We start from the raw sequence: 24,067 nt of genomic DNA, 5'->3' as shown, positions 1-24,067 counted from the left end.
GTCGCTTGCAGCTTACAGCGTGTATCTGGGCGCCTCAGCGCCCCAAATACACTTCGATCACTCGTTCATCGGCCTGCACTTCTTCCAGCGACCCTTCAGCCAGAACGCTGCCCTGATGCAGGACGGTCACGTGGTCGGCAATCGAGCCGACGAACCCCATGTCGTGTTCCACCACCATCAGCGAATGCTTGCCTGCCAGGCTCTTGAACAGCTCGGCCGTGAATTCGGTTTCGGCGTCGGTCATGCCGGCCACCGGCTCGTCGAGCAGCAGCAGTTGCGGGTCCTGGACCAGCAGCATGCCGATTTCCAGAAACTGCTTCTGGCCGTGGGACAGCAGACCGGCCGGGCGTTGTGCGGATGCGGTCAGGCGAATGGTTTCCAGCACTTCGTTGATCCGGTCGCGCTGTTCGCCATTGAGTTTTGCGCGCAGTGAAGCCCAGACCGATTTGTCAGTCTTTTGCGCCAGCTCCAGGTTCTCGAACACGCTCAGGGCTTCAAAGACCGTGGGTTTCTGAAACTTGCGGCCGATCCCGGACTGGGCGATCTGCACTTCGCTCATCTGCGTCAGGTCCAGAGTTTCACCGAACCAGGCCTTGCCATGGCTGGGGCGTGTCTTGCCGGTGATTACGTCCATCAGCGTGGTCTTGCCTGCGCCGTTGGGGCCGATGATGCAGCGCAACTCGCCCACGCCGATGTACAGGTTCAAGTCATTGAGGGCCTTGAAGCCGTCGAAGCTGACGCTGATGTCTTCCAGGGTCAGGATCGTGCCGTGCCGGGTATTGAGCCCCTGGCCTGCAACCTGGCCCAGACCGATGGCGTCTCGGCTGGTGCCCGCGTCGGAATTGGGATCGAGGATCGGTTCGAGCATGAAAGCGGGTGTCGGTGTGTTGTTCATGACTCGCTCCTTTTCTTCAGCAGGCCGATCACGCCCTTGGGCAGATACAGCGTCACGATGATGAACAGTGCGCCAAGAAAGAACAGCCAGTATTCAGGGAATGCGACGGTGAACCAGCTCTTCATGCCGTTGACCAGACCGGCGCCCAGCAAGGGGCCGATCAAGGTGCCGCGACCACCCAGCGCTACCCAGACGGCAGCTTCGATGGAGTTGGTCGGTGACATTTCGCTGGGGTTGATGATGCCGACCTGTGGCACATACAAGGCACCGGCCAGACCGCAGAGCACGGCGCTCAGGACCCAGACGAAGAGCTTGAAGCCACGAGGATCGTAGCCACAGAACATCAGGCGGTTTTCTGCGTCGCGCAGCGCGGTCAGCACTCGTCCGAACTTGCTCTGGGCAAGGCGCCAGCCCACATACAGGCTGGCAACCAGCAGCAGAACGGTCAGCAGAAACAGCGTGGCCCGGGTGCCTTGGGAACTGATGCTGAAACCCAGGATGCTGCGGAAGTTGGTGAAGCCGTTGTTGCCGCCAAAACCGGTTTCGTTGCGGAAGAACAGCAGCATGCCAGCGAAGGTCAGGGCCTGGGTCATGATCGAGAAATACACGCCTTTGATCCGCGAGCGGAAGGCGAAAAAGCCGAACACCAGCGCCAGCAGACCCGGCGCCAGCACCACCAGACACATGGCCCAGAGGAAATTGTCGGTGCCTGCCCAATACCAGGGCAGTTCGGTCCACGACAGAAAGGTCATGAACGCTGGCAAGCCATCGCCTGCCGCTTCACGCATCAGGTACATGCCCATGGCATAGCCGCCCAGGGCGAAGAACAGGCCGTGGCCCAGCGACAACAGGCCTGCATAACCCCAGACCAGATCCAGCGCCAGGGCGACGATGGCGTAGCAGAGGATCTTGCCCACCAGCGTCAGGGTATAGGCCGAAACCTGCAGACCGTTATCGGCAGGCAGCAACGACAACAGTGGCATGGCCAGCAGGATGGCCAGAACCAGAATGCCCACGGTCAGCGTGCCTTTTGGCCCGACTTTCTGTGCGGCGGTCACTATCAATGGCTGATTCATCAGTCGATCACCCGTCCTTTCAGTGCGAAGAGACCTTGCGGACGTTTCTGGATAAACAGAATGATCAGCGCCAGGATCAGGATCTTGCCCAATACGGCACCGATTTGCGGTTCAAGAATCTTGTTGGCGATGCCCAGCCCGAAGGCCGCCATCACGCTGCCCGCCAGCTGGCCGACACCGCCAAGCACCACCACCAGGAACGAGTCGATGATATAGCTCTGGCCCAAGTCCGGGCCGACGTTGCCGATCTGACTCAAAGCCACGCCGCCCAGCCCGGCGATACCCGAGCCCAGCCCGAAGGCCATCATGTCGATGCGCCCGGTGGGCACGCCGCAGCAGGCGGCCATATTGCGGTTCTGGGTCACGGCGCGCACGTTCAGGCCCAGGCGGGTCTTGTTCAGCAGCAGCCAGGTCAGTACCACCACGAACAGCGCGAAGGCGATGATCACGATACGGTTGTAAGGCAGCACCAGATTGGGCAGCACCTGAATCCCGCCCGACAGCCATTCAGGGTTGGCAACCTCAACGTTCTGGGCACCGAAAGCCAGACGCACGGCCTGAATCAATATCAGGCTGATACCCCAGGTGGCGAGCAGGGTTTCCAGCGGGCGGCCATACAAATGGCGAATCACGGTGCGTTCCAGCGCCATGCCGATCAGCGCGGTGACGAAAAATGCCACCGGCAAGGCGATCAGCGGGTAGTACTCGATGGCGCCCGGCGCATAGCGCTGGAACATCAACTGCACCACGTAGGTTGAATAGGCACCCAGCATCAGCATTTCGCCGTGGGCCATATTGATCACGCCCAGCAGGCCGAAGGTGATCGCCAGCCCGAGAGCGGCCAGCAACAGAATCGAACCCAGGGACATGCCACTGAATGCCTGCCCCAGCACTTCGCCAATCATCAGCTTGCGCTTGACCTGCGCCAGACTGGTTTCGGCTGCAATGCGCACGGTTGCGTCGGTTTCCACGCCGGGTGCCAGCAGGGTTTCAAGCCGGGTACGGGCCAGCGGGTCGCCGGTTTCACCCAGCAGCCGCACGGCGGCAAGGCGCACCGAAGGGCTGCTGTCGACCAGTTGCAGGTTGGCCAGCGCCAGTGTCAAGGCGTCCTTTACGCCGGAGTCGGTTTCGGCGGCGACCCGTTGGGTCAGCAGTTCAAGCTGAGCGGGACGGGCGCTTTTCTGCAATTGCCGGGCAGCTGCCAGACGCAATTTTGCATCTGCCGCCAGCAATTGATGACTGGCCAGCGCGGTCTCGACCAGACCCCGCAGCCGATTGTTCAGGCGCAGTTTGCGCGGTTCATCAGGGTTTGGTGCATCGGCGGCGGCAGGTGCCTGGGCATCCACGGCCATGTATTGCTCGTTGTTTTCGAGGTAGGCGCGTTTGCTGCTGTCTGCTGCAACACGTCCATCGCGCAAGGCTTCGAGCAGCTCGACCCGCTCGGGCAAAGGTCTGGCTGCCCAGCTTTCAAGCAGGTCGGCCTGTTGCGAAGAGCTGGCAGAAACGAAGTCGCCGGCATCACTGGCGTGTACTGCCAATGGCAGCAGGAACGCGAACGTGAGAATGAGGCGGTACAGGGTCTTGGGCATATCGGTAGCCTGGCAGTCGGCGGTGAGGCATTTCGCGAATGAGTTGCCCCGTAGGAGCGAACTCATTCGCGAAGGTCATGGCTAGGTATTAATTACTCTTCACCGCATGATCCGGCTTCTTGTCGTTGCCAGGGATGTACGGGCTCCATGGCTGGGCACGGATCGGCTCCTTGGTCTGCCAGACCACGTTGAACTGACCGTTATCCTCGACTTCACCGATCATCACCGGCTTGTGCAGGTGGTGGTTGGTCTTGTCCATGGTCAGGGTGAAGCCCGACGGCGCGGCGAAGGTCTGGCCGGCCATGGCTTCGCGAACCTTGTCCACATCGGTGGACTTGGCTTTCTCGACGGCCTGGGCCCACATATGAATGCCCACGTAGGTGGCTTCCATCGGGTCGTTGGTCACGGTCTTGTCGGCGCCCGGCAGGTTTTTCTTGGTGGCGTAGGCTTTCCAGTCAGCCACGAACTTCTTGTTGACCGGGTTTTCCACGGACTGGAAGTAGTTCCAGGCGGCCAGGTGACCGACCAGTGGCTTGGTGTCGATGCCGCGCAGTTCTTCTTCGCCGACCGAGAAGGCAACCACCGGCACGTCGGTGGCCTTCAGGCCCTGGTTGGCCAGTTCCTTGTAGAACGGCACGTTGGAGTCGCCGTTCACGGTTGAGATCACAGCGGTCTTGCCGCCTGCCGAGAATTTTTTGATGTTCGCCACGATGGTCTGGTAATCGGCGTGGCCGAACGGGGTGTAAACCTCTTCGATGTCGCTGTCCTTCACGCCTTTGGAGTGCAGGAATGCGCGCAGAATCTTGTTGGTGGTACGCGGGTAGACATAGTCGGTGCCCAGCAGGAAGAAACGCTTGGCTGCGCCGCCATCTTCACCCATCAGGTACTCGACCGCAGGAATTGCCTGCTGGTTAGGCGCTGCACCGGTGTAGAACACGTTCGGCGACATTTCTTCACCTTCGTACTGCACGGGGTAGAACAGCAGGCCATTGAGTTCTTCAAATACCGGCAATACCGACTTGCGCGATACCGACGTCCAGCAACCGAACACGACAGCGACCTTGTCCTGAGTCAGCAACTGACGGCCCTTTTCCGCGAACAGCGGCCAGTTGGAGGCCGGGTCGACGATGACAGGTTCCAGCATCTTGCCGTTCACGCCACCCTTGGCATTGATTTCGTCGATGGTCATCAGCGCCATGTCCTTGAGCGAAGTCTCGGAAATGGCCATGGTCCCGGAAAGCGAATGCAGAATACCGACCTTGATCGTTTCGGCTGCCTGAACTGTCCAGGTCATACCCATTGCGGCGATTGATGCGGTCAGGGTGAAAGCTTTGATCAGGCTGCGACGCTTCATTGGACGGGCTCCGTTCGGTTGGCTTTTTTTGGGAGGGCGAAGAAATGCCTCAATGCTCCTAAGCAAAGGCTGTGCCCAGCCGGGCAAATGGAGCACATATCCGTTCTAGATGAGTCGTCGGGGAAGCGAGCGCACTGAAGTGGCGCTGAGGGTGGTGCGTCGTGGGTTTTTTGTTCGTTGTTGGTGCGTGGAGTGTTTGCGTCCATGAAAAAGCCGACTCGGGGTCGGCTTTTTCAGAGAATCTGACGAGGCCCGAACCGGTCGGGTGAGGAATTCATCACAAAACCGCCCGCCGGTTTCAGGCTTCGTAGCTGCAATTTAAGCTGCCGCCGAAGATTTAGCAAAGCGGGAAAAAACAATCCGATCGAACGCCCACACCAACAGCAGTGAAATGCCCACCAGCGGGAAGGCTACGGCCAGTGCGGACATGATCACGATTGCCGTTTTCCAGCGTGGCAGATCATGGCGCAAGGGCGGTACACCAAGGCCTCCTGTGGGGCGACGCTTCCACCAGATCACCAGCCCGCTGACCGAGCCGAGCAGAATAATCAGGCACGCCACAAAGATCAGTAGCTGGTTGACCCAGCCGAAGAACTTGCCTTCATGGAGCATCACGCTCATCTCGGTGGCCCTGGAAACCAGGCTGTAATCCTTCCAGCCCACGTCAGCCAGCACCTTGCCGCTGTACTGATCGATATGCAGGGTGGCGTCATTGCGCGGATCGTCCGCGAACACTGCTACTGTGAATACACCTTCGGCGGTCTTGGGCGCGGTAATGCTGTAGCCGGGCTCGACGCCCCGTTCGGTGGCGATATCCACGACCTGCTGTAACGTGACTTTCGGTGCCGCGGGGCCTGCGGACATGCCGTGATGATGCATGTGTTCGGCATGTTCGTCCGTGGACTGTGGCATTGGCGTGTTTTCCAGCGCCCAGGGCACGGTCTGCACGCTGGCGGTATTGAGTTCACCGGCCAGTTGCGTGGATGTGGGCACATTGGTCCACATTGCGGCAGGGAAGGTGTTCCACAGTTCGGCGTATTGCTTGCCCCAGAAACCGGTCCAGGTCATGCCGCTGAGCAGCATGAACAGCAGAATCAGCGAGCCCCAGAAGCCGGTGACCGCATGCAGGTCGCGCCACAACACCCGCCCGCGACTGCTCAGGCGTGGCCACAAGACTCCAGCGGCATTGCTTCCCCGTGGCCACCACAGGTACAGGCCTGATATCACCAGCATGATGCCCCAGCCAGCTGCCAGTTCGATCAGCCGGTCGCCGACTGTGCCGATCATCAGCTCGCCATGCAGAGCGCGTGCGATGGCTTGTAGGTTGTCTTTGGCATCCTGGGTGCCCAGGATCTCGCCGCGGTAAGGGTCGATAAAGACATTCAACTCGCGGCCCTGTTCGCGCACCACAAACTGCGCGCTGCCTTCGGCGCTGACGGGAGGGAAGTATTTGCTGACGGCCGCCTGTGGATAACGGGTCAGCACCCGCTGCTGCAACTCGTCGGCGCTGATCTGGTGATGAGCGGGTTTGACGGTCAGCAGGTCGCTGTACATCAGGTTGTCCAGCTGTGGCTTGAACAGGTAAATGATCCCGGTCAGCGCCAGCAGAATCATGAACGGCGCGACGAATAGCCCGGCATAGAAATGCCAGCGCCAGGCCAGGTTATAGAAGGAGACTTTACGCTGTGACATGAAAAGCGTGCTCACGGTAAAAAGTACAGGACTGAGTCGCACAGGTTTGCGCCAAATCAGTCAGGTTCGCGCAACCTTCCGGGCTGCGGTCGTTATGGGGTCAGGCTGCTGTCGTGGCGGGCGGTGCCCGGCTGCGGGCATGCAGGAAGGCGCTCTGACGCGCATGACCTTGCCGGGTGAGCGCGGCAAAGAAGTCGGAGGGTTTGGGCGGTGCGGCGGCAACCAGTGTCAGCACTTGAGGCAGAGCGGGGCAACCGAACAGCAAAGTGCAGTAGCCGCATTTGGCCCATAAGGCGTGGTCGTCCATGCCTGTATTGGCAGGCTTGGCCTGCTCGCTGCCATGGTGGGCATGGTGCGATTCCATATCCATCGAGGTCGGCGTGGACATGGACATACCGGCGTGATGCTCCATCGGCATCGACTGGGAAACCAGTGGGCCGATAAAGATCATCAACATGGCGAACAGACTCAGCCACGTGCCCCGGACTTTGCGAGGCGTGGATGAGCGAACGCGATCAGTGCGCATGGCGCTCAAGTCAGGCAGTCACTCAATGCGTGTGTTCAGGTTCCTGCTTCTGGATCACGACCTGTACGTCGATATCGCCAGCTTTCTCGAAGTGCAGCGTCATCGGAAAACGCTGGCCCAATGCGAGCATGGACCGGTCTTTGATACCCAGCAACATCACATGATAAGCCATGGGCGCAAAACTGACCTTGGCACCGGCTGGAACGTCGACTGACGGGACCTGGCGCATTTTCATCAGGCCATCTGCCTGCACGTGCTCATGCAATTGTGCTTCACCGGCGATAGGGGTTTTGACGCTGAGCAGGCGGTCGGGGCTGCTGCCCTTGTTCTCGATGATGAAATATGCCGCCACGGTCGGCGCATTCGGTGGCAGCTCCATGGACCACGGGTGGCCGATCAGCAACTGGCCGCCTTTGTATTCGTGGGCATTGGCAAAACACGCAGGCAGCAATAATGCAGCCTGCATGAGGGCTTTCTTGAACATGGGTGATTCTCCGGTCAATTCATTCAGGTGCATCAAGACACGTGCGAAGTGAATGTCAGGTTAGCGGAGAGGCTCGGGGATTGGCGCTTGGCCATTGCTGGCGAGGCGAGGTGTGGATCACAAAAAGGGCAGGCGGGAAGTATTCCGGTCCGGGCCGTGTCTGCGGGCCATGGGTAAAGCCGGAGGGAATGACGACAATCAGCGAACCTGAGCAGCATGCGCAATGCTGCATGCCCGAGTGATCGTCATTGCCGGGAATGCTGTTTGTCGCATCGCCCAGGGAAATCGCCACCAGACGTGTGCCACTGCTGCTACAGAAACTGCCCCACAGCAACTGTTCACCCTGAGTACGAGGCGACAGAGGCATGGCCAGCAGGCTGAACAGCACTGCAAAGCAGGCGATCCAGACCGATGTTGTCCGGCGTTGGGACATTACGGTTTCCGTTTTATCGAAGGGACCCATCAACCCCGCCATTTAGCCTGAATGGTGGCGATAAGTAAAAAGGGAGGCGTGTGGCCGGGTGTCGCGGGGAATCTGGGGCGGATTGTTCGCGAATTCATTCGCGAAGGGCATGCAGGGTTTCCTCGACACTTTCCAGTACCCGATCCACCTCCGGCAACTCCGGCCGTTTCAACACCAGTACCGGCAACCCACGCTCCCGGGCGACTTGCAGTTTGGGTTCGGTGGAGCTGCTGCCGCTGTTCTTGCTGATCAGGACATCGATATGGCGGCGCTCGAAGAGGGCGCGTTCGTCTTCGAGGTGGAAAGGTCCGCGTGCGCCGATCACTTCGCAGCGTTCGTTGCCGGGGTATGGGTCCAGGGCGCGGAGGGTCCAGAACTGGTGCTCAGGGATTTCGTGCAGGTGCTGCAAGGGCTCGCGGCCCAGGGTGAACAGTGGGCGCTTGAAAGGCCGCAGTGCCGTTGTCAACTCGGCCCAGTCCGCCACTTCGCGCCAGTCATCACCTGGGCCTGGCTGCCACGCCGGACGACGCAGTGCCCAGCACTCGATCCCGGCCTGCTCCGCTGCGACGGCAGCATTGCGGCTGATCTGTGCTGCATAGGGATGGGTGGCATCCAGCAACAGGTCGACACCCTGTTCACGGATGAACTGCGCCATGCCTTCAGCACCGCCATAACCGCCAACCTTGAGCTGGCAGGTCAGGTCCGTAGGCACGCGGCCAACACCGGCCAGACTGTAGATGTGTTCCGGCCCCAGGGTTCGGGCTATGGCCAGTGCTTCGGTCACGCCACCCAGCAGCAATATGCGTTTCATGCAGTCACTCCGGCTTTTCCGACAATACCGCCCTGACGATCAATGGCGAAAACCTCTACCTGAACCTGCGCGGGGACTACGCTGCGGGCGAAGTCCAGAGCGTGCTGGCAGACCGTATCGCCCAGAGGGACGCCCGCCGCCGCGCTCATGGCCAGTGCTTGCTGGCTGGTATTGGCGTCGCGAATCTGCTGCTGCAACCGTTCATCGGCCCCTGCATCCGCTGCCCATTGCGCCAGTTGCGGCAGGTCGATGCTGGAATGACGGCTGTGCAGGTCCATATGACCGGCAGCCAGTTTGCTGATCTTGCCGAAGCCGCCGCAGAGGCTCAGTTTATCCACAGGCACCTTGCGCAGATGCTTGAGCACTGCGCCTACGAAGTCGCCCATTTCGATCAGGGCGATATCCGGGATCCCGTAGACCCGGCGCATGGTGTCTTCGCTGGCATTGCCGGTACAGGCGGCGATATGCAGGTAGCCATTGGTTTTGGCGACATCGATACCCTGATGGATCGATGCGATGTAAGCCGCACAGGAAAACGGCCGGACAATGCCGCTGGTGCCCAGAATCGACAGTCCGCCAAGAATGCCCAGGCGCGGGTTCATGGTTTTCAGCGCCAACGCTTCACCGCCTTCAACGCCCACCGTCACCTCGAAACCGCCTGCATAGCCCATTTCCTGCGCCAGCCCCAGCAAATGCTCGGTCATCATGCGACGCGGCACCGGGTTGATGGCAGGCTCACCGACATTCAAGACCAGACCGGGGCGTGTCACTGTGCCGACGCCTGAACCTGCGATAAAACGTACGCCCGGCTCGGCATCAAGCCGCACGCGGGCAAACACCAGCGCGCCATGGGTTACATCGGGATCATCCCCGGCATCCTTGATGGTCGCGGCTTCCGCGCCATCTTCCCAAAGGCGGCAGAACTCCAGACGCATCTGCACCTGTTTGCCCTTGGGCAACACGATCTGCACCGCATCGTTGGCTGGCCCGCCGAGCAACAGACGCGCTGCCGCCAGGCTGGTAGCCGTGGCGCAACTGCCAGTGGTCAGGCCACTGCGCAACGGGGCGGGCTGTTCAGCGGTTTCTTCACGCATCAGGGCTTGACCACATCCAGCAGGGTGATGGGCAGCGCCTGACGCCAGGTGTCGAACTCCCCAAGCGGCCTGGCATGGGCGACGTGGATGCGGGTCAGCTCGCCGCCATGCTGTTCGCGCCAGGCCATCAGGGTGACTTCGCTTTGCAGGGTCACGGCATTGGCGACCAGTCGGCCACCGGAGCGAAGCTGTTTCCAGCAGGCTTCCAGCACGCCGGGACAAGTAACACCGCCGCCGATGAAGATGGCATCGGGTGTTTCAAGGCCGTTCAGTGCTTCGGGCGCACTGCCGCGCACCAGTTGCAGGCCGGGCACGCCCAGTGCATCACGATTGAACTCGATCAGATGCTGACGACCTTCATCCGCCTCGATGGCCAGGGTGCGGCAGGTGGGATGGGCGCGCATCCATTCGATGCCGATGGAGCCGCAACCCGCCCCCACGTCCCAGAGCAGTTCGCCGGGCACCGGAGCCAGACGCGCCAGGGTGATTGCCCGCACATCGCGCTTGGTAAGCTGGCCGTCATGCTCGAACGCCGAGTCCGGCAAGCCCGCCAGGGTGCTCAGGCGCGGGGCGTCGGCGTCTGCGCGACAGTCGATGGCCACCAGATTCAGCGCCGCTATTTCCGGGTTGCCCCATTCACTGGCCAGTCCGTCGATACGCCGCTCGGCTTCGCCGCCCAGATGTTCGAGCACGGTCATGTGGCTGGGGCCGAAGCCGCGCTCGCGCAACAAGCCGGCAATGGCTGCCGGGCTGCTGCCATCGTTGCTCAGCACCAGCAGGCGCAGGCCATGGTGAAAATGTGCGTTCAGAGCGGCCAGAGGCCTGGCGACCACCGAAAGCGTGACGACCTCCTGCAACGGCCAGCCCAGACGTGCTGCGGCAAGGGAATAAGAGGACGGGGCCGATACGACGCGCATCTCTTCGATGTCGACCACGCGGGCAAGGCTGGCACCGACACCAAACAGCATCGGATCGCCGCTGGCCAGGACACAGACTTCGGCGCCACGCTGCTCCAGCACCGGCGTCAGGGAAAACGGGCTGGGCCAGTTGCGGCGTTCTGCGCGAATACAGGGCGGCAACAGGGCGAGCTGGCGCGGGCTGCCGAACACCTGATCGGCGTGCAGCAGTGCATGCCGGGCGTTCTTGCCCAGGCCTTTGTAACCGTCTTCCCCGATTCCCACGACTGTCAGCCACGGTGACATGTGCATACCTCGATCCGAACTTCCGACAGAGCGTCTTTTCATGCTGGCGGACAAAGCAGGCATAATACCGCGCCCGATAGGCACATGTGCCTATTGAAGCTGCAACCAGAGTCCAGATCGGGTGATTCATTGAACGAGCCGAAGTACGCTCGCAAGTCCTCCATAGCCATTCGCCCCTCGGCCTGTCCGGGGTTGCTGCGTATCGTCCCGGCGCTGGACGGCGGAATCTGCCGTATCAAGCTGGCCGGTGGCGTGATCACCAGCGCCCAGGCGTTGGCGGTGGCCAGGGCTGCGAGCACTTATGCACAGGGCGTGATCGAGGCGACAAACCGGTCCAACCTGCAGATTCGCGGGATTGGTGCCGATCAGGACGGGCTGATCGAATCGTTGATGGCGGCCGGTCTTGGTCCGGCCAATCCGGACAGCGATGATGTGCGCAACCTCATGCTCAGCCCGACTGCCGGCCTGGACCCGCAGATGCTGTTCGATACCTGGCCACTGGCGGCACAGATCCTGGCGTCTCTGGAAACCCATGCACGGTTTCATGAACTGTCAGCCAAGTTCGCCCTGTCGCTGGATGGTGGCGAGGCGTTGGTCATGCTGGAACACCCTCATGATCTGTGGCTTTCTGCTCTGCTGCTGGACGGTGAAGTATTGCTGGCGTTTGGACTGGCCGGTTGCCCGGCTCAGGATCGCCCGCTGGCAGCGGTACCACTGGCGAACGGGCATGAACTGGTTGTCGCGTTGCTGGAGCTGTTTCTCGATCTGGCCAGTGCTGAGCACAGCCGCATGCGGCATTTACTGGCCGAGGTGCCGGTCGTGGAAATCCTGCGCCAGTTGACGACGCGACTGAGCGTGCCTCTTCGAACTGATCAAAAAATAACCGGATGGCAGCGTCCGAACCCAGGCGACAATCGTCACCTCGGCATTTATCCACAGGCGCAAACCGGCCTCGTGTCCGTCGGCGGCGCAGTACCCCTCGGGCGTCTGGATGCCGCGATGCTCACCAGCGTCGCCCGGCTGGCCAGCGAAAAAGGCGATGGCACCTTGCGGCTGACGCCCTGGCAAAGCCTGTTGTTGCCCAATGTTCCCGGCGAGCGGGCACAAGAGGTGATGGCGGCCTTGCAGGTGGCGGGGCTGATCTGCTCCAGCGAGCAGCCGCTGTCGCGCATCGTTGCCTGCACCGGTTCTGCCGGTTGCGGCAAAGGGCTTGCCGATACCAAGGCCGATGCCCTGTTGCTGGCCGAGCAGTTGCCCCCCGGAGAAGCGGCGCACCTGACCGGTTGCGGTCGCTCCTGTGCGGCGGCCCATGTCGCACCTGTGACCTTGCTGGCGGTTTCGCCCGGCCATTACGACCTCTATTTTCGCGACGCAGCACACTCCGGTTTCGGTGTGCTGCGTGCGCGTGACCTCACTATTGAAGCAGTCGGCGCGCAGCTGGCAGCCGACTCACGGAGCAGTTCTGCATGATTGATTACATCCGCGATGGTCAGGAGATTTATCGCAACTCCTTCTCGATCATTCGCGCCGAAGCGCGTCTGGACACGATCCCTGCCGACCTGGAAAAACTCGCCGTGCGCGTGATCCACGCCTGCGGCATGGTCGAGGTCATCGAAGACCTGCGCTTCTCGCCGGGTGCCGGTACGGCCGGGCGCAACGCACTGGCGGCGGGCGCGCCGATCCTTTGCGATGCGCGCATGGTGTCCGAAGGCATCACCCGCTCGCGGCTGCCGGCCAACAACCAGATCATCTGCACCCTGCATGACGAGGGTGTTCCGCAAATGGCCCGTGAACTGGGCAATACCCGCTCCGCCGTGGCGCTGGAACTGTGGCGTCCACACCTGGAAGGCAGTGTCGTGGTGATCGGCAATGCACCGACTGCGCTGTTCTATCTGCTGGAAATGCTCGATGCAGGCGCGCCGAAACCCGCGTTGATCCTCGGTTTCCCGGTGGGCTTCGTGGGCGCGGCCGAGTCCAAGGCCATGCTGGCTGCCGACAGCCGTGGCGTGCCCTTCGTCATCATGCAAGGTCGTCGCGGCGGTAGCGCCATGGCAGTGGCCGCGGTCAATGCACTGGCGACGGAGATCGAATGATGCAGGCTCGTGGTCGATTGATTGGCCTGGGCGTCGGCCCCGGCGACCCGGAACTGATTACCGTCAAGGCGCTGCGCCTGCTGCGCGAATCCCCCGTAGTGGCTTATTTCGTGGCCAAGGGCAAGAAAGGCAATGCGTTCGGCATCATCGAAGGCCATCTGCAGGAAGCCCAGACGCTGATGCCGCTGGTCTACCCGGTGACCACCGAAGCGCTGCCTGCGCCGCTGTCCTACGAGCAGGTCATCAGTGACTTCTATGACGAGGCCAGCCTTGATGTGGCGGCCCATCTGGATGCCGGTCGTGACGTGGCGGTGATCTGTGAGGGCGACCCGTTCTTCTATGGCTCTTATATGTACCTGCATGACCGGCTGGCCGAGCGTTATGAGGCCCAGGTGATTCCGGGTGTGTGCTCGATGCTGGGCGGTGCGTCCGTGCTGGGTGCGCCACTGGTGTATCGCAACCAGAGCCTGTCGGTCCTGTCCGGCGTACTGCCTCCCGACGAACTCAAGCGCAAACTGGCCGACGCCGATGCGGCGGTGATCATGAAGCTGGGTCGCAACTTCCCCAAGGTACGGGATGTGCTGACAGAGCTGGGCATGGCAGGGCGTGCGCTGTACGTCGAGCGCGCCACCATGGTCAATCAGAAGATCGTGCCGCTGGATGAGGTCAATCCCATGTCGTCGCCTTACTTTTCGCTGATCATCGTTCCCGGTGAAAGGTGGCAAGGCTGATGGTCCAGAATATTCCAGCCATTGTGATCCTGGGCAATGGCAGCCTGGCTACTGCGCGACGCATCCAGCAGCTTTACCCGGATGCGCTGATTCATGGCCTGGCCGAGCGGGTGCAAGGGGCGGACAGCACCTACACCGAGTTTGGTACGACCCTGCGCCAGTTGTATCAACAGAACACCCCGATCATTGCCCTGTGTGCCTCGGGTATCGTGATCCGGACTCTCGCGCCGCTGCTGCTCGAAAAGGGCGCCGAACCCGCCGTGCTGGCCGTGGCCGAAGATGGCAGCGCCGTCGTTCCGCTGCTGGGCGGGCTGGGTGGCGTCAATGTCATGGCCCGTGAAATCGCCGCTGGCCTTGGCGTTGCGCCAGCCATCACCACCAGTGGCGAGCTGCGTTTCGGTACTTGCCTGCTCAATCCTCCCAGTGGTTATGCCCTGGGCGATCTGGAACTGGGCAAGCGCTTCGTTTCCGATCTGCTTTCCGGCGAACGCGTGCGTATCGAAGGCGCTGCGCCCTGGCTGGCGCAGGCGCAGTTGCCGGAGGACCCACACGCCGAACTGGCCATTCACGTAGGCTGTGCCGAGCGTGAGCCTTCAAGCAATGAGTTGCTGATTTATCCGCGCAGTGTGCTGGTTGCGGTCAGCGAAACCGGTTCGCAACTGGCCGACAGTGTGCGTGCGGCACTGCACGAAGCCCGAGTGGCTGTGCAGTCTCTGGCCTGCCTGCTGGCGGGTGATGCACAGATGGCTGATGCCGACTTGCATCAGGCGGCTGCCGATCTGGGTGTACCTGTGCGTTTTGTCCAGACTGAAACCGCCAGTGAAATGGCCCGGCATGCGGTACCGCAACTGCTGCCACCGATCAGTGTGGGCGAGGGCATGGCGCTTGCGGTTGCCCGTCAGCCACTGGACGTTCAGCAGATCGGTCGCGGGCGCGGTCGATTGGCGGTGATTGGCCTTGGGCCGGGTGCTGCCGAATTCATGGTGCCTGCGGTCAAGGCCGAACTGGCGCGTGCCAACGATGTACTGGGTTACGAAACCTATGTGCGCATGGCCGGGCCTTTCCGTCCCGATCAGGTGCTCCATTGCACCGACAACCGCGAAGAAATGCTGCGTGCCCGCCATGCGTTCGAGCTGGCGGCACAAGGTCGCTCGGTGGTGGTGGTGTCGTCCGGTGATCCGGGTGTATTCGCCATGGCCTCCGCCGTGCTTGAGGCATTGCATGAATCCAGTGACCCTAGATGGCATGCCGTTGAGCTGGAAATCCTGCCGGGCGTCTCGGCTTCCCTGGCGACGGCGGCTCAGGCGGGTGCGCCCTTGGGTCATGACTTCTGCGTCATGTCGCTGTCCGACAACCTCAAACCCTGGGATGTGATCGAAAAGCGTCTGGACCTGGCTTCTCAGGCTGATTTGGCACTGGCTTTCTACAACCCGATTTCGCGTTCACGCCCCTGGCAACTGGGCCGAGCCCTGGAGATCGTGCGCCAGCACCGTACACCTGAAACGCCCGTGACGCTGGGACGTGATATCGGTCGTCCAGGACAGACGTTGCGTGTCATTACTCTGGGTGAACTGACGCCTGAACAGGTGGATATGCGCACGATGGTGCTGATCGGTTCTTCGACCACCTGCACCTTTGCCCGTCCCAATGGCGAGCAATGGGTGTATACGCCACGCTGGTATCCGGTCAAGCCGGGTAGCTGATATCTTTCGCGAATGAATTCGCTCCTGCTATTTGTAGAGGTGAGTTCATTCGCGAAGGCAAAACGTAAGAAGTCTCTTTAAACCCTGCGGGTGGTTGTTTATTGTTTTTGTAATTTCCCTCAGGTCGCTATTTCTCTTGTTGTATAACCGTGTCAGTCTGGCTAGTTTCATGTCCTTGTTTCTATAAGGATGTAGATAATGGCAAGTCAAACTTTCAATGCCCTGATCGCGGGCAGTAATATTGTTTCCTTCTCTTCCAGTGTCTCAAGGCAGGCGCGGGAAGATATTGCAGATATGCTGTTGTATGCCGAGTTCTTTGCCACCCAGAGTTATCGGCCTGACGAGTTCTGGAGCAGTTGGCTCAACTATTACCGCAGCACCCTCGTCAGGTCCGGGTGCAAGCTTAAAAGCCAGATCGTCAAGGAGCCGATGGTCATTACCGATGCCGAAGAGCTGGATAGTATCAGCTTTGATATCACAGGCTCAGTGCGTGTCGGCAACCTGCTGGAGCTCACCCGGCGCTCATTCAAGGCGGCGCGGCTCAATCAGTATGCGCAGCATTTCTTTCAGTACGGCTCGGGTTCTGGGTCGGTTGGCAATTTTCAGATCGTGCCCTGTGAAGAGGTTGCCGGGGAGGTGCACTTGCTGCTGTGCGGTCTGAATGCCAGCGCCACTGCCACCTCAGATAGCCGTGGTGGGAACTCGTGGATTAAGCGCGAGATGGTGGTGCGTCTGGGCGGCGGTGTCTACGGGTTTACAAGCGCCGCTTTTGCTCCCCAGAGGGAGCGTATCCGCGCCCGCTTGAAGGAAGTCGGCAACTTCAATCTCCGGCAGATAAACATCTGAATTATTTGCTTACGGCAGAGGCTGTAAGAAACTTTCCATCTATGAATCGGGTTTTTGGAACGCCTAGGTGTCATCCAGGCGCCTCGAGGGTGACGGACATAAAAGATTTTTTGAACGTAACGCTCGATCTATCCCTTTGCCTATCTTGTGTTTGTGGTATGTGCGGTATTTATTTGTTTTGTTTTTAGTTGTTTGCCGGGGTCCTACTTTTTGCAGTTGGCAGCTTTTGCACGGTATGGAGAAACGCAAAGGCATGGGGTAGCTTTGAATTGTCCCTTACGGATGAACTTGACTTGAAAAGGAATTTAAAAATGTTTGATAAAGTTGAAGAAAGCAAAATCGAAATCGCTAACTGTGACTTGGGTGACTGTGGTCATCAGGAACATGTCGATAACAAGCGGAAGTCTTTGGGCCTTATGGAAGTGGATGAGAAAAATCCTGGTGCACTGGTTGCCGGCGATACCGTTGTCTCTATCGTTTCCGGCATGTCGAAAGAGAACAAACAGATTCTCAAGGACAGTGTTCTGCTCGCTTCGCTGGCCGCCAGCAAGAAGTACCGCGACAACAATGAAAATGCCGTGCAGTGGTATGAAACCTTCACCAAGGTGCTGGGTTACTGCGGCTGGTTCTCTCAGTCCAAAGAGCTTTCGGACTATCGAAGCAGCAATACGCGTTTCACCATGGAGCAGGAAGCACTGAAGATTCTGGAATCGGCCATCTTTGCCATGACAGTACCGGGTCCGACCTCTGTATTACTGCTCAAGGTCGCCAAGGACACCGTCAAGGCTCTGCAGTCCAGTGACAAGCCACTTCGCTTGTTCGAGAACTCAAGCAAAACCCACAAAAGTGCCAAATTCGCTATCGCGTCTGCCGCCGAGTCCAGTGATGGTGAAGTGGTCATGGCCATGGGTGCAGTGAACTTTGTCACGTCTCAAGACATCACCAACGTGCTGTTCTGGGAGTGGAACAATGCTTCTGTTCGCATCAAGCGTGCCGAGAACAATCTGGTCCTCAACCCTCAGCATTATGCGCGGGTAAAGGGTGAGGTTGAGGCGAAGCTGACGGCAAATGCCCGATCTGCCCTGGCTGAATTCGAGATCTGATGTGTTGTTGAGCCGCGGTTCGCCGCGGCTTTTTTTGATGAGCGTAGTGAGGGAGTCTTATGTGCAAAGGAATGCAGCAGAGTTATATCAATGCAGGCAGCCTGTTCTTTTTTTCCAGCGGCGTCTCCCCTTCATTTAAGGCGGATGTGCTGGACTGCAGCCTGTATAGCCAGTTGGCCGCTTCGGCCAAGCATGAAAAGTTTGCCGAGCCTGTCGAATGGCGTCAGACCTATCTCAATGCGCTGACCCGGTTTCGCTGCAATATCGTTTACCGCGAAGTGCAGGATGCGCCTCTGGAGTACACAGGTTCACTGTGGGCCTACGTTAGGGAAAAGCTGTCCAAGCGCGTGCCTTTGCCACTTATCGAGCGTGCAGAGTGCATCTTGAAACGCTCTGCGGATGGCACCGAAAAGAAGGCCGTCACGGCCTTGTTGGCGGAGCAAACGACGCAGTGTCTGCCGGTTCTGGTGCTCCCTGAGTCGGCCACGGAGCCGGACGCACCAGGCCAGCAGGATTGCTCGGTCATCCTGCAACTGGCGTTCGTCGATGTCGAGCCGGTGGTCAATCTGATTATTCTCTCGTTCAAAAGTACGCCACCCGCAGGTGAGCAGTCGCTTGCGCAGTTGTTTGCCGAATTGAGCAACGTGAAGAGCCTGGAGATCGCATATGTCTCCGCCGAGCTGGATGAACATGGTTTCGGTTATTTCAGAAAGGATCTGGTCGCCAGGCTGGGTGTCAGACGCGACGAGTTGATTGTCGGTCTGGAGGGGGACGAGCCATGAGTTCAAACTCTCTGTTGATGGCCAATAATCTGGTTTCTTTCCTGCCTGGCTTTGATGCGCAGGAGCGGGCGGATATTCAGGATTGCCTGTTACTGGCCGAGCTGTGTGCTTTCGATGCTTTTGATCGCAAGAAAAACTGGGATGGCTGGATCAATGCTTACCAGCAGAAGTTGGTAGTGTGTGGGCTTTCACGCACATCGGCCATTGATCAGAAATCTGCGGTATTCAAGAAACCCAAGGATTTTCAGAGCCAGGCCGCGCTGCTGGTGGCGCGTATTACTTCTCCCCGGCTCGCTGAGCTGGCGAAATCCTCGCTGCAGGACATGTTCAATAGCGAGCATGCGAAGGTTTTCTTCAGCAGCTGGTTCAGTGTGGGGCGCTCCGAAAGCTTTCAGATGGTACCTTGCGAGAAGCGCGAGTCCGGGCAGATCCACATTGTGATCTGTGGGCTGCAAATGCTCAGTCTTACCAAACCCAAGCCCTGGTATTCATGGATTTCGAAGATTCCCATGTGGCCGCTCAGCTATGAAATGAAGTTGTTGCTCAAGGGTGGCGGCTTCGTCTTCGACAATACCCAATACGCTTTAAATCGCGACCGTGTGCGAAAGGAGTTACAGGACAGGGGAGCGGAGCGTATCAAGCGCATTCCGCTCTGAAGTATCAGGGCACCAGATACCCTTTGACCCCGGTGAAAATGATTTGCGCTGCCAGGGCACAGACGAACAACCCCATCAGACGGCTGACAATCTGCAGGCCCTGGTCACCGAGGATGCGTTCGATTCGGTCCGACAGATACAGAACGACACCAACGCTGAAGCTGGCCAGGGCAATACTCAGGATGGCAGTGAGTTTGTCATCCCAATGAGGCTGGCTGACCCCCATGACCAGCAGCGCACCGATGGTGCCCGGGCCTACGGTGATCGGGATGGTCAGCGGGACGATGGTGACATCCTGCTGGATGTTATCGGTCTGTACCGCCGATTTGCCTTGCGCCATGCCCAGCGCCGAAATGAACAGCACGCTGCCTGCGCCAATCCGGAATGCATCCACGGTGATGCCGAATACATCGAAGATCACCCGGCCGAACAGATAGAGCAGCACGCTGGAAATCAGCGTCGCCAGCGCGACTTTCCACGCCAGACGCCGCTGCTCCTTGCGTGAGTGGCCACGGGTCAGGCTGATGAAGCAGGAAAGTACGAAAAAAGGGCTATAGAGCACCAGCATCTTCAGATAAACGCTGAATAGCACATGAAGCATGGTCTTGGCTCACTTGGGGAAAGGCTTTGTCATGGCCCGTCAGTTCTGCTGGTAGAGGTTGCCATTAGACGTCAGGGTGCGGGTTGCCTCACGCTGTTCGACCCAGTATTCGATCAACTCCCTCAACTGCGACAACTCGATGGGTTTTGCCATATGCCCGTCCATACCCGCCTGACGGGCACGATCCTTGTGTTCGGTCAGAATGTGCGCCGTCAGGGCTACTACCGGAGTACGCACCCGCTGGTTGCCCACTTCCCAGGCCCGCAGTTGCTCGGTGGCCGAGAAGCCATCGAGGATTGGCATTTCACAGTCCATGAGCACCAGGTCGTAACGCTGTGCCTTCATGGCTCGCAGCGCCTCTTCGCCGTTGCTGGCAGTGTCAGGGCGCAGGTTGAGTTTGCCGAGCATGCCGCGAATGACCTTGGTCGAGATGGTGTTGTCTTCGGCTACCAGAATACGGAAGTCGCCGGGCACGCTGACCGGCGTGTTCAAGGCAGGCTGCGACGAAAGCGGAACGACACCCTTGTTCAGTTGAGTCAGTTCGTCTGCCAGCGTGGTCTTGAGCGTATAGCCAGCCACCGGTTTGGCCAGAATGCGCTTGATGCCGGCATTGCGGGCGATGATCTTGCTGGGCGCGTTGCTGATACCGGTGAGCATGATCAACAGGATGTCGTGATTGAGGCTCGGGTCTTCCTTGATCTTGGCCGCCAGTTGCATGCCGCTCATGCCGGGCATGTTCTGATCGAGCAGTACCACATCGAAATAGTCGCGCAAGTTCGCCTTGGTTCGCAGCAACGCCAGCGCTTCCTTGCCGGACGGCACGGCACTGACGTTCAGGCCCCAGGCGCTGCACTGCTGCACCAGCACTTTGCGGCAGGTATCGTTGTCATCAACCACCAGCACGCGAGCATCCTTGAGCGGGCCGTCCAGATCGGTGGTCGGCTGCTCCAGCAGCTTGGCGTCCAGTGGCAGGCTCAGCCAGAGTGTGGTGCCTTGAGTGTGGCCGTTCTGGATACCGAACTCGCCATCCATCAGCTCTGTCAGCCGGCGCGCAATGACCAGCCCCAGGTGGCCACCGAGCTTGTTGCTGGTCAGGAAGTGCTTGCTGTGCAGTTCGGTGTGCATCAAGGCATCGCGCTCTTCCGCAGACAACGGCATGCCACTGTCCTGTACCGAGATGCGTACGCGATGTTTGCCGGGCTTGGAGTCAAGCGCGACCGCCAGCAGGATTTCGCCTTCTTCGGTTTTCTTCAGCGCGTTTTCCAGCAGGCTCAGCAGCGTCTGGCGCAGACGTGTCGGGTCGCCACTGATGACTCGCGGCACCTGGGGATGGATCAGGCTGATCAGTTCGACGTTCTGCTGTTCGGCCTTGGCGCGGAATATGTTGAGGCAGTCCTCGATGAGGGCACTGATATCGAATTGCACGTCATCGAGTTCGATCTGGCCCGACTCGAGCTTGGAGATATCAAGGATCTCGTTGATCAGCGTCAGCAGTTCGTTGCCTGCGCTGTGGATGGTTTCCACATAGTCGCGCTGCTTGACCGAAAGCGGGGTATCCAGCAGCAGTTCGGTCATGCCGAGCACGCCGTTCATGGGCGTGCGGATTTCGTGGCTGATCTTGGCCAGGAACTCGGCCTTGGCGTTGACTTCCGCCGTGCTGGCGGCCTGATCGCGGCTCAGGCTGAACTTGTCTTCGGTAATGCTGCGCGAGCGTTCGTTGAGCGCGATGCTCATCAGCAGGCCGCAGATACAGAAAACCCCCAGCAGGGCGAGGATCAGCCATTGCGGCGGGATCAGGCTCAGCCACAACAGACCCGGCACGATCACCAGATAACCGAGGTTGAAGAGGATCATCGAGGCCACGAACGTCCGCGCCGGACGGTAGCCTTTCTGCCAGTGCCAGACCGATACCGTCAGGATGCTCAGCGTGGTCAGGGAAACCAGCAGGAAGGTCATGACGTTGAGTGGAACGCTATCGAACAGCAGTACCAGCAGCACGCCGGTGCCCATGAGCACGGCATCGACCTGCATCAGTCGGTCGAGTACCTTGATACCTCGATGCACGAAGAAGCAGTAGGTGTAGAACAGGCCGGCCACGGCGGCGAGCAACAGCGCAACGTGGGCCCCCGGCGTTTGCGCGATATGCCAGGTCTTGGCCATGTCGATCAGGTTGAGCAGCAGGAACGCGCTCAATGCCAGCAGGGTTTCACAGGCGGCCAGCCACAGGTTGCTGCGCGACTTGGTGTGCCAGTAGCGCGTGAGGTTCTGGATGATCAGCATGATCAGCGCGCCGAACAGCAGGCCGAACAGGAAAGGTTCGCGCTCGTCGGCCGCGCTGGCTATCGCCGGTTGCAGCGTGATGCTGGGGCGCAGTTTCTGGGTCGAGACGAGTCGCAGGTACAGGTCCAGCGGGACATCGCTTTGCGGGACGGGGAGCAGGAAATCGTTGGAGGGCAGTCGCTGATCCTGCTTGGGCACATCGTTACCGGTGCGCAGGTGGTCGACCAGCTTTTCGCCTTCGATGATGTACAGGTCTCCGCTGGCCAGGTCTGGCGCGAAGATGCGTATCAGTTGTTCGTGTCGGGTAGGAGGTACCCGGTAGTGCAGCCATAACGCGCTGTCGCGGTCGGCTGCCGTGACCCGTTCAAGGTCGATGGGGCTGAACTGGTTCTGGTAGCGGGCCGAGCGGATATCGTTCAGTTGCAGGCTTGCCTGTTCGTCGAGCAGCGTGGACCACCCAGCGCCATGCTCGGCCTTGGCCGTGAGCATGAAGAGCAAGGACAGTAGTCCGGCTGTTGAAACTATGGCAATCCTGAGCCAGCGCACGGTGATATCCCTTCCTGAGTGAATGCCTGATAACAGTGCGCAGTGCCGGAGCAACCGACCAGCCCCCTTGTCAGGGGCTGGTCCGGTAGACTTACTCCTGACTCTCACCACGCTCACGGGCAATGGCACGGTAGCCAATGTCCTTGCGGTAGAAGCAACCTTCCCAATCAATCCTTGCAGCCAGGGCATAGGCATTTTCCTGTGCCTTGCCGACTGTTTCGCCCAGAGCGGTTGCGCACAATACGCGACCGCCGCTGGTGACGACACGCTCGTCCTTGAGTGCTGTGCCTGCATGGAAGACCTTGCCCGGCAGTTGTGCCGCAGCATCCAGACCTTCGATCGCGGCGCCTTTGGCGTAATCGCCAGGGTAACCACCGGCAGCCAGAACGATGCCCAGACTTGGACGAGGGTCCCATTGTGCCTCGACCTTGTCCAGTGCCTGTGCCAGCGCAGCTTCGACCAGCAGCACCAGGCTAGATTGCAGGCGCAACATGACAGGCTGGGTTTCCGGGTCGCCGAAGCGGCAGTTGAACTCGATGACTTTCGGGTTGCCCGCCTTGTCGATCATCAGACCAGCATAGAGGAAACCGGTATAAACGTTGCCTTCTTCTGCCATGCCACGAACAGTTGGCCAGATGACCAGATCCATGACGCGCTGGTGAACTTCGGCAGTCACCACAGGCGCGGGGGAGTAAGCACCCATGCCGCCGGTGTTCGGACCGCTGTCGCCGTCGCCGACGCGCTTGTGGTCCTGGCTGGTGGCCATTGGCAGGACATTCTTGCCATCGACCATCACGATGAAGCTGGCTTCTTCGCCGTCCAGAAACTCTTCGATCACGACCCGCGAACCGGCTTCGCCAAAGGCATTGCCAGCCAGCATGTCGCGCACGGCGTCTTCGGCTTCGGCCAGCGTCATGGCAACGATCACGCCTTTACCGGCAGCCAGGCCGTCAGCCTTGATGACGATCGGAGCGCCTTTTTCACGCAGGTAAGCCAGTGCAGGCTCGATCTCGGTGAAGTTCTGGTAGTCGGCGGTCGGGATCTTGTGGCGAGCCAGGAAGTCCTTGGTGAACGCCTTGGAGCCTTCAAGCTGAGCGGCGCCAGCCGTCGGGCCGAAGCAGTCCAGGCCACGGCTGCGGAACAGATCCACAACGCCTGCGACCAGCGGGACTTCCGGACCGACGATGGTCAGGGACACGTTCTTCTCGGCGAAGTCGGCCAGTTGCTCAAGAGCCAGCACGTCGATGGCGACGTTCTCGCACTTGGCTTCGATGGCCGTACCGGCGTTGCCCGGCGCGACGAAAACCTTCTCGACCCGCGGGTCCTGAGCCACTTTCCAGGCCAGAGCGTGTTCACGACCGCCGCTGCCGATAATCAATACGTTCATAAGTGAAAGTCTCCTTCGGAGAAAGCTACAAGCTGCAAGTAAAGGCTGATCGCGCAGCTCTCGAACTACAGCTTATGGCTTTGAAAAATGGAGCTGCCGCATCAAGAAAGAGCGGTGCAATCCGCTCTTTCTTGTCGCTTGCAGCTTTAGGCT

At 59.8% G+C, this 24,067-nt stretch carries 22 protein-coding genes; 8 read left to right on the top strand and 14 right to left on the bottom strand.

Translation table 11 applies throughout. From position 1 onward, the window contains the following. Positions 1-34 precede the first annotated feature (34 nt). The 11 genes from urtD to KGD89_RS23415 form a co-directional block, all read right to left on the bottom strand. A complete protein-coding gene (urtD, locus tag KGD89_RS23465; protein ID WP_025262166.1) occupies positions 35-895 on the bottom strand; it encodes an urea ABC transporter ATP-binding protein UrtD in 861 nt (286 codons plus the stop codon). Then, positions 892-1,971: an urea ABC transporter permease subunit UrtC gene (gene urtC, locus KGD89_RS23460; RefSeq protein WP_025262165.1), complete on the bottom strand. Its 1,080-nt coding sequence runs from the start codon at positions 1,969-1,971 to the stop codon at positions 892-894. Before urtC ends, urtD begins: the two co-directional genes overlap by 4 nt. Beyond that, complete coding sequence (gene urtB, locus KGD89_RS23455; protein WP_025262164.1) at positions 1,971-3,560, bottom strand: urea ABC transporter permease subunit UrtB; 1,590 nt, start codon at positions 3,558-3,560, stop codon at positions 1,971-1,973. The genes urtC and urtB overlap by 1 nt, the downstream gene beginning before the upstream one ends. 88 nt (positions 3,561-3,648) lie before the next feature. Further along, on the bottom strand, positions 3,649-4,914 hold the full coding sequence (gene urtA / locus KGD89_RS23450) for an urea ABC transporter substrate-binding protein (RefSeq protein WP_025262163.1): 1,266 nt from the start codon (positions 4,912-4,914) through the stop codon (positions 3,649-3,651). A gap of 318 nt (positions 4,915-5,232) precedes the next feature. Beyond that, positions 5,233-6,606, bottom strand: coding sequence for a PepSY-associated TM helix domain-containing protein (locus KGD89_RS23445; protein WP_025262162.1), 1,374 nt, complete (start codon positions 6,604-6,606; stop codon positions 5,233-5,235). Between the two features lie 100 nt (positions 6,607-6,706). Next, positions 6,707-7,141: a DUF2946 domain-containing protein gene (locus KGD89_RS23440; protein ID WP_025262161.1), complete on the bottom strand. Its 435-nt coding sequence runs from the start codon at positions 7,139-7,141 to the stop codon at positions 6,707-6,709. Between the two features lie 13 nt (positions 7,142-7,154). Beyond that, entirely contained in the window at positions 7,155-7,616 is a 462-nt protein-coding gene (locus KGD89_RS23435; protein ID WP_025262160.1) for a copper chaperone PCu(A)C, read from the bottom strand. Between the two features lie 55 nt (positions 7,617-7,671). Then, positions 7,672-8,049, bottom strand: coding sequence for a DUF2946 domain-containing protein (locus KGD89_RS23430; RefSeq protein ID WP_025262159.1), 378 nt, complete (start codon positions 8,047-8,049; stop codon positions 7,672-7,674). 124 nt (positions 8,050-8,173) lie between these two features. Next, positions 8,174-8,890, bottom strand: coding sequence for a cobalt-precorrin-6A reductase (locus KGD89_RS23425; protein WP_025262158.1), 717 nt, complete (start codon positions 8,888-8,890; stop codon positions 8,174-8,176). Then, positions 8,887-9,984, bottom strand: a complete 1,098-nt coding sequence (locus KGD89_RS23420; protein ID WP_025262157.1) for a cobalt-precorrin-5B (C(1))-methyltransferase — start codon at positions 9,982-9,984, stop codon at positions 8,887-8,889. The genes KGD89_RS23425 and KGD89_RS23420 overlap by 4 nt, the downstream gene beginning before the upstream one ends. Continuing rightward, complete coding sequence (locus KGD89_RS23415; protein ID WP_025262156.1) at positions 9,984-11,186, bottom strand: bifunctional cobalt-precorrin-7 (C(5))-methyltransferase/cobalt-precorrin-6B (C(15))-methyltransferase; 1,203 nt, start codon at positions 11,184-11,186, stop codon at positions 9,984-9,986. Before KGD89_RS23415 ends, KGD89_RS23420 begins: the two co-directional genes overlap by 1 nt. A 129-nt stretch (positions 11,187-11,315) precedes the next feature. On the opposite strand from KGD89_RS23415, the gene cobG reads away from it, so the two are divergent. The 8 genes from cobG (at position 11,316) to KGD89_RS23375 (ending at position 19,100) form a co-directional block, all read left to right on the top strand. Continuing rightward, on the top strand, positions 11,316-12,656 hold the full coding sequence (cobG, locus tag KGD89_RS23410) for a precorrin-3B synthase (protein WP_074569165.1): 1,341 nt from the start codon (positions 11,316-11,318) through the stop codon (positions 12,654-12,656). Continuing rightward, positions 12,653-13,279, top strand: a complete 627-nt coding sequence (locus tag KGD89_RS23405) for a precorrin-8X methylmutase (protein WP_025262154.1) — start codon at positions 12,653-12,655, stop codon at positions 13,277-13,279. The genes cobG and KGD89_RS23405 overlap by 4 nt, the downstream gene beginning before the upstream one ends. Next, entirely contained in the window at positions 13,279-14,010 is a 732-nt protein-coding gene (locus KGD89_RS23400) for a precorrin-2 C(20)-methyltransferase (RefSeq protein WP_025262153.1), read from the top strand. The genes KGD89_RS23405 and KGD89_RS23400 overlap by 1 nt, the downstream gene beginning before the upstream one ends. Further along, positions 14,010-15,713: a precorrin-3B C(17)-methyltransferase gene (cobJ, locus tag KGD89_RS23395; RefSeq protein ID WP_025262152.1), complete on the top strand. Its 1,704-nt coding sequence runs from the start codon at positions 14,010-14,012 to the stop codon at positions 15,711-15,713. The genes KGD89_RS23400 and cobJ overlap by 1 nt, the downstream gene beginning before the upstream one ends. Before the next feature lie 198 nt (positions 15,714-15,911). Further along, on the top strand, positions 15,912-16,559 hold the full coding sequence (locus KGD89_RS23390) for a hypothetical protein (protein ID WP_025262151.1): 648 nt from the start codon (positions 15,912-15,914) through the stop codon (positions 16,557-16,559). Between the two features lie 311 nt (positions 16,560-16,870). After that, positions 16,871-17,662 (top strand): hypothetical protein, encoded by a 792-nt coding sequence (locus tag KGD89_RS23385; protein ID WP_025262150.1) that lies wholly within the window; start codon positions 16,871-16,873, stop codon positions 17,660-17,662. A 71-nt stretch (positions 17,663-17,733) separates the two neighbouring features. Next, entirely contained in the window at positions 17,734-18,444 is a 711-nt protein-coding gene (locus KGD89_RS23380; RefSeq protein WP_025262149.1) for a hypothetical protein, read from the top strand. A gap of 17 nt (positions 18,445-18,461) precedes the next feature. Next, positions 18,462-19,100 (top strand): hypothetical protein, encoded by a 639-nt coding sequence (locus KGD89_RS23375; protein WP_143008734.1) that lies wholly within the window; start codon positions 18,462-18,464, stop codon positions 19,098-19,100. 4 nt (positions 19,101-19,104) lie between these two features. On the opposite strand, the gene KGD89_RS23370 is transcribed toward KGD89_RS23375, so the two are convergent. From KGD89_RS23370 to purD, 3 genes are all read right to left on the bottom strand, one after another. Then, the gene (locus KGD89_RS23370; protein ID WP_025262147.1) at positions 19,105-19,701 is read right to left on the bottom strand and encodes a MarC family protein; all 597 of its coding nucleotides are present in this window, start codon (positions 19,699-19,701) and stop codon (positions 19,105-19,107) included. Between the two features lie 39 nt (positions 19,702-19,740). Further along, on the bottom strand, positions 19,741-22,527 hold the full coding sequence (locus KGD89_RS23365) for a hybrid sensor histidine kinase/response regulator (protein WP_025262146.1): 2,787 nt from the start codon (positions 22,525-22,527) through the stop codon (positions 19,741-19,743). A 91-nt stretch (positions 22,528-22,618) separates the two neighbouring features. After that, entirely contained in the window at positions 22,619-23,914 is a 1,296-nt protein-coding gene (purD, locus tag KGD89_RS23360) for a phosphoribosylamine--glycine ligase (protein ID WP_025262145.1), read from the bottom strand. Between the last annotated feature and the right edge of the window lie 153 nt (positions 23,915-24,067).

The organism is Pseudomonas cichorii, assembly GCF_018343775.1.
Taxonomy (GTDB): domain Bacteria; phylum Pseudomonadota; class Gammaproteobacteria; order Pseudomonadales; family Pseudomonadaceae; genus Aquipseudomonas; species Aquipseudomonas cichorii.
The sequence above is the reverse complement of the archived record's forward strand: the minus strand, read 5'-3'. Positions and strand labels throughout refer to the sequence as shown.